Here is a 6362-nt window from a genome sequence, read left to right on the forward strand (position 1 = left end):
TATTACACCTCCTGCATCTTTAGTAGCATAACACTGAACGTTAATGAACTATTTGCATTAAGTGTTATGTTATCTCTTGCATCATTTATTATACTAATAATATCATTTAATTGTTTGAATGAGAATATATTAGCACATTCTTTTATATCAGAAACCCTATCCTTATTTATCACAAGACCTATATTACCTGTTTCTTTATATAAAATAGTATCTCTTACAAAAGAAATTATAATATCAATCATCACATCAAAGTCTTTTATGTATTTTGAAAATTCCTCATCCTTCTTTAAAATTTCATTAACATTCATGTTTTTTATAGTGACTAATAATTCTATGCTCTTATCTCTTATTTCCTTAAAAGTTTCATCATTTATAAGCTTTTCTCCAACACCTGGAATGCCTCTACTGAATTTAGTGATAATTTCTAAGTAATCATCATCTATTTCAGGATATCTATCCTGAAAATACTCCACTATTTCCTCATCACTAAGTGATTTTAACTTATGTATTTGGCATCTTGATTTTATTGTATCTAATATTTTTAATATATTTTCGCATAAAACAAATATAAATATATCCTTTGGCGGCTCTTCTATAGTTTTCAATAATGCATTTTGGGCTTGTGTTGTCATTTTATCCCCATTATGTATTATAACAACCTTTTTCATTGCTTCATATGGCTTTTTATTTATCTCATCTATTAATCCCCTTATATCATTTACTCCTATTGAATTTTTACTTTCCTTTATTTTAAATTGTACTATATCCACATAATCCTTAAATTCACTCTTACCTATAATTTTTATTGCAAGCTTTCTTGCAACTATACTTTTCCCTATGCCATCCTCACCATAAAATATATGTGCATGTGAAAATCTTTCACCTTCTATTATTTTATAAAAGCTGTTTATTATATCACTATGACCTATTATAGCTTTCAAAATTCACGTTCCTCCTAAAATATCAAATGTGCAGTAAAATAATTTACTGCACAAATAATAACAATTGTTATATTTAATATAAAAATAATTTTTCTAAACTCTCTATATCCTTAAAAACTGGTCTACATTTACTACAAATACTGTAGCACCTCCAATATCTACTTCGATTGGGTATGGCACATAAACACCTGTTGATCCAGCTACTGGTGAAGGTGAAGATACTATTTGCTTTCTTACTTTACAAACATCTTCTATCATTGATAATACAAAGTCTACTTTATGATCTTCTATACCAATCATCAACGTTGTGTTTCCAGCTTTTAAAAATCCACCAGTTGTAGCTAATTTTGTTACTCTTATTCCTTTTTCATTCATAACATCAATTAAATCCGGTGCATCATCATCCTGAACTATGGCAATTATCAATTTCATAACAATCTCCCCTTCTTTTTTATACTAATTTTATTAATATAATATATTTATATTCTATTTTACCACATTTGTCTAATAATTTAGAATATATTTGTATATTGTTAAATAAATTTTTCTATTTCATTAACAATTTCATTATGAACAACTTCTAATTCACGATTTCCATCCACTATAACAATATTCTCAGTATTTCTACTTAAGTGTTGATAACCATCATATACTTTTTTATGAAAATCGTCCCCGCAATTTTCTAACCTATCAAGTTTCTTTTGATTCATCTTTCTACTTAAACCTTCTTCATAAGATATATTAATCATTATTGTCAAGTCCGGCTTCATTCCATTTAATGCAATATCGTTAATATACTTTACTTTATCTTCCCCAATCCCCCTAGCTATACCTTGATAAACTATTGAAGAATATACAAATCTATCACAAAGTATTATTTCTCCATTATCAAGTGCTGGTTTTAATACTTCCTCAACAAGTTGTGCCCTAGATGCTGCATATAAAAGCGCTTCTGATATACTACACATCTCCTTATTATCATTATCTAATATAATCTTTCTTATTTTTTCACTTATTTTTGTACCACCTGGCTCTCTTGTTACCAATACTTTGTGGCCTTTCTCCTCTAAATACTTAGCTAACATTTTTATTTGTGTGCTTTTTCCACTTCCATCTGGACCTTCTAAAGCTATTAATATTCCCTTTTTCATAATTCCCTCCACCTACTGTTCAACAACATAAATATTTTCATTTTCTAATCCTAATATAGTCACATTATTATCAATATAATACTCTAGACTTTTAATTATATTCTCATCTATAACTTCACCAGGCATTAATAACGGAATTCCTGGTGGATATGGTACTATTGATTTATAACATACCATTCCTAATGCCTTTTTAAAATTAATACTTTTATATTCCATATTTATTACTTCATATGGCAATAACTTCATAGTTGGATTTACATTCTCTAAAATTTTTATATCAATATTATCTTCCAATAATTTTATATTACACTTACTTAATACTTCATATAATTTTAACACATCTTTTTCTTTATTAAACGCAGAAAATATTGCAAGCACATTTCTATTATCACTCATCTCACACTGTATATTATTTTCTCTTAAGTAATCTAATAACTTGTGTCCACTATATCCTTTATTTACATTTATAATGTATCTACTTTCATCTAAATCTATATTATTGGGCAAATCTTCTTTGTCTATTATATGAAATATACTAAGCTCATTAATTCTCTCTCTATATACTTTACATAGTCTAATTAATTCATCATAATTTCTTTGTCCTTGTTCCTCCATTAAAAATCTTCCATACTCCATTGATGCCATAAGTAAATATGATGGGCTTGTACTTAAAAATGTTGAAACATAGAAATCCACTTTATCTATATTAATATTATGATTAACATGTAAATATGCTGTCTGAGTAAAGCTAGATAACGTTTTATGTGAACTTTGAACTACTATATCTGCACCTGCTTCTAAAGCATCCTTAGGCAATTTATCATTGCATTTAAAGTGGGCCCCATGTGCTGAATCTACCAATACCTTCATTTTATATTTTCTTGCTCTTTTAACTATGTGTTCTAAATCACAGCATATACCATAATAATTTGGATATGTTATAACTATACCTTTTGCATCTTTATTTTCTTCTAAAATAGAATCAAACATATCATTATCTATTGATATAGGTAATTGATATTTATCATTAATTTTGCTGCTTATATAAATTGGTTTCAGCTTTCTAAGTATTATCGCATTGTAAATTGATCTATGACAATTTCTTTCAACAATAATCTTATCTCCTTCATTAAATACAGAAAATATCATTGCTAAGTTTCCACTAGTACTTCCATTTACTAAATAATATGATTTCTTACTACCATAAAATTCTTTTAGTAAATCTAATGATTCTTTTATAATTCCTTCTGGACTATGTAAATTATCTACTCCATCTACTTCTGTAATATCATAATCTATAATATCCTCTAAAAATTTTCTTCCTTCTTCTGTTTGTTCAAATCCTCTTCCACATTTATGTCCTGGCATAGAAAATGGAATATTATTTTCATCAATGTAATTTTTTATTCCATTAATTAATGGCAACTTATTCGTCACTAAATTTCACTCCTCTATATAAAGTGTTTACAATACTCTTTTTTATTCTATTTTTATAAACTTCATAAAAATCAGTTTGCATATTGCTATGTATAATTCTTCCCTCACAACATTTACAAATTTTTATTCCATAAATATTTATACTTTTATCTATTACTTGTTTTTTACATATGATACATTTCATAATAAACTCCTACGGTTCAAAATTTATTGACATATAAATTTTAAACACTATCTAAATAATTATATATTAATTTATTATAATTATTAACCTATTTTTTTGATTTATACTTTTATAGCTTAATTTTAAGATTTATTTATATTTATTATCATAATGGAAATACTATTAATAAGTATCTTTTAAGGAGTGACTAATGTGAAAAATTCTTTAATAAGCTTTATATCAACAATACAAGATGAAATATTATCAATTAATAAATTTTTATATGAAAATCCTGAAAGACCTTTTGAGGAGTATATTGCTTTCAATTATATAACTAAAATATTACGTAAATATAACTTTACTGTTGATAATAACTTTTTAGACACTCCTACAGCCTTTTGTGCTCACTATGGAACTACATATCCTAAAATAGCCTTATTATGCAAATACAGCTCATCTAACAGCCTACAACATATATATGGTAATAATTCTAATGCTGCTATAGCCATAGGAACTGCTATAGCCTTAACTAATGTTGTATCAAAGTTAAATGGTGAGATTGTATTATTAGGTTGTCCTGGCTTTGAAGATGCTTCTTTAGAATATCGATTAAGTAATAATTCAATACTAGAAGATATAGATTTTTTATTTGTACCTCAAGTTTATAATGATACTATTCTTGACTATACCTCTCTTGCATCTATGTCCTTAAGAATAATCTCTAAATCAATTAATCATACAATAGATGCTTGGAATTCAATTTTAAATAAACTAGATGTATTATGTGATACTTATTCAAGTAATTTATCTATAAGCACTATTAATAATCTCTGTGTAGAGTTCCAGATTAAATCTATAAATATAGCCTTATTAAGTAAAATTAAAGATTCATTAATTAAATTATTAAATAAAGATTATGATATATTTATATTAGATACTCCATTGCATGAGCTTACTTCTAATAAAACTCTCTGTAGATTGCTTGCTCACAATTTAAAGGAATGTGGAATAATACACATTTCTAATAATGTATATGTTAATCAATTAATATGTTCTGGAAATATTAGCGAAACAATTCCTACAATTGCTCCATTTATTTCAATAAGTGAAGATAATTCAGTAAAATTTCCATCAGCAAATTTTTCAAAAATAACTCAAACTAATTTTTCTAATAAATCAATTATAAATTCCATTTTAGCTTTAAGCATTACATCATTAGATATTATACAAAAAGAAAATTTGCTAATGGAAATAAAAAAAGATTTTTATAATAAATAAAAAGTGCTATAAAAACTTATTTAAATAATAAGTTTTTATAGCACTTTTCTATATTCACTATAATCTTTAATTTACCTTAATTAATTTGTCCACAAATTTATTAGAAATCTCACTATTAAATTCTTCTTTCTTTTGTCTAATAGAATTTATTCTTTCTACCATTTCTTTGCTTGGTTCAAAATAGAATCTATAATATTTACCATTGTTTTTATATACACAACAATACTTATTTGTTAAACCAAGTACTGAACAAATGTACTTTTTTGTATTAAAAATTTTAATACTCTTATTTTGCTTGTCTGATATTCCTATATTATGAATATCAACTATTCTAATATCTTCAACTAAAACTTGTGCTTTCCCAACCAACTTATGAATTATTAATTGATCAGCTATAATTGAATATTTATATCTTATCCCACATTTATACACTTCCACTATGCAACAAATTATTGTTAATGCAAGAAAAAACATGTTACAAATTACATTAATTCCTGAAATTGAATTATTTATGAAATCTGATAACAGTATAAAAATTAACATTATGCAAAAAATAAGTAGCATCGCTGGAAGTTTCTTTCTACATATAATTTCCTTATACATAGTACCCATCCCAAAAATCCTCCTAAATATATCCCTTAATTTATTTCTCATCGCCTTAAGTATTATACTAGGCTTTTTATAAATAAGCTAACCAATTTAAAGGCATTTAAAGTTGTTTTAATGTAAAATTATTAATTTAATTGAATTTACCGTTCTATATCCCAATATATCTCCTAATTGCTATAGTTTCATACCCATATCATCATAATCATTTTATGGAATAAAATAAATTTTGATACTATTTTATATTTTATTTTAACTTTATAAATCATTTTTATCAATTTAGATAATTCTTAAGAAATTATTTTTTATTAATCAAAATAATATATAAAACACAATAACTATTTTATTATGTTTTATAAGCTTATTTTCTAATTGAAATTAATATAATTTATATACTATTTTTCTAGAACTATACTACCACTTATATTTTACATAGCATAAATTCTTTTTAATTATGTTGTTAATAAAAATCAAATTTATTTATATATTAAATGTAACTCTAATGTTCTTTAATTAAAATACAAATTTAGAATAAAGTGTTAATCTTTAAAGTAATTAACTTTATAGATATTATTACAATTTTTTAACTCTAAATACAAATAAAGAGCATATAATTGCATGCTCTTATAAAAAAATATAAAATTCCATATAAACAAAAAAACTAGTAATAAAATTACTAGTTTTTCTTGGAGGCGCCACCCAGATTTGAACTGGGGGTAAAGGCTTTGCAGGCCTCTGCCTTACCACTTGGCCATAGCGCCATAACTGGTGGCTCGAGCAGGAATC

7 protein-coding genes and 1 tRNA gene are annotated in these 6362 nt (G+C 25.3%); 1 reads left to right on the forward strand and 7 read right to left on the reverse strand.

All coding sequences use genetic code 11. The features are described 5' to 3' along the window. Positions 1 to 2 precede the first annotated feature (2 nt). The 5 genes from BN346_RS01125 to BN346_RS01145 form a co-directional block, all read right to left on the reverse strand. Positions 3 to 941, reverse strand: coding sequence for a DNA polymerase III subunit delta' (locus BN346_RS01125; RefSeq protein ID WP_051539835.1), 939 nt, complete (start codon positions 939 to 941; stop codon positions 3 to 5). A 102-nt stretch (positions 942 to 1043) separates the two neighbouring features. After that, positions 1044 to 1373 carry a cyclic-di-AMP receptor gene (locus BN346_RS01130; protein WP_034438434.1) on the reverse strand — a complete coding sequence of 110 codons (330 nt, stop codon included), beginning with the start codon at positions 1371 to 1373 and terminating at the stop codon, positions 1044 to 1046. A 101-nt stretch (positions 1374 to 1474) separates the two neighbouring features. Next, positions 1475 to 2092: a dTMP kinase gene (gene tmk / locus BN346_RS01135; protein ID WP_187372117.1), complete on the reverse strand. Its 618-nt coding sequence runs from the start codon at positions 2090 to 2092 to the stop codon at positions 1475 to 1477. A gap of 12 nt (positions 2093 to 2104) precedes the next feature. After that, a complete protein-coding gene (locus BN346_RS01140; protein ID WP_034438441.1) occupies positions 2105 to 3529 on the reverse strand; it encodes an aminotransferase class I/II-fold pyridoxal phosphate-dependent enzyme in 1425 nt (474 codons plus the stop codon). Next, positions 3519 to 3713: a sigma factor G inhibitor Gin gene (locus tag BN346_RS01145; RefSeq protein WP_034438444.1), complete on the reverse strand. Its 195-nt coding sequence runs from the start codon at positions 3711 to 3713 to the stop codon at positions 3519 to 3521. Before BN346_RS01145 ends, BN346_RS01140 begins: the two co-directional genes overlap by 11 nt. A gap of 192 nt (positions 3714 to 3905) precedes the next feature. Between BN346_RS01145 and BN346_RS01150 the strand changes: the two genes are divergently transcribed. Continuing rightward, entirely contained in the window at positions 3906 to 4970 is a 1065-nt protein-coding gene (locus BN346_RS01150) for a zinc-binding metallopeptidase family protein (RefSeq protein WP_034438447.1), read from the forward strand. Between the two features lie 66 nt (positions 4971 to 5036). Here BN346_RS01150 and BN346_RS01155 read toward each other — a convergent pair whose 3' ends face one another. Both BN346_RS01155 and BN346_RS01160 read right to left on the reverse strand, forming a co-directional pair. Then, the gene (locus BN346_RS01155; RefSeq protein WP_034438450.1) at positions 5037 to 5582 is read right to left on the reverse strand and encodes a hypothetical protein; all 546 of its coding nucleotides are present in this window, start codon (positions 5580 to 5582) and stop codon (positions 5037 to 5039) included. Between the two features lie 681 nt (positions 5583 to 6263). After that, positions 6264 to 6337 (reverse strand) — tRNA-Cys (locus tag BN346_RS01160). Positions 6338 to 6362: the final 25 nt, after the last annotated feature.

It is taken from the genome of Clostridium ihumii AP5 (assembly GCF_000612845.1).
Taxonomy (GTDB): Bacteria; Bacillota; Clostridia; order Clostridiales; family Clostridiaceae; genus Clostridium_J; species Clostridium_J ihumii.

Excerpts from the sequence above, each read along its gene's own strand:
- BN346_RS01130 (WP_034438434.1), bottom strand. The coding sequence starts at position 1,373 with ATGAAATTGATAATTGCCATAGTTCAGGATGATGATGCACCGGATTTA.
- tmk (WP_187372117.1), bottom strand. The coding sequence starts at position 2,092 with ATGAAAAAGGGAATATTAATAGCTTTAGAAGGTCCAGATGGAAGTGGA.
- BN346_RS01145 (WP_034438444.1), bottom strand. The coding sequence starts at position 3,713 with ATGAAATGTATCATATGTAAAAAACAAGTAATAGATAAAAGTATAAAT.
- BN346_RS01155 (WP_034438450.1), bottom strand. The coding sequence starts at position 5,582 with ATGGGTACTATGTATAAGGAAATTATATGTAGAAAGAAACTTCCAGCG.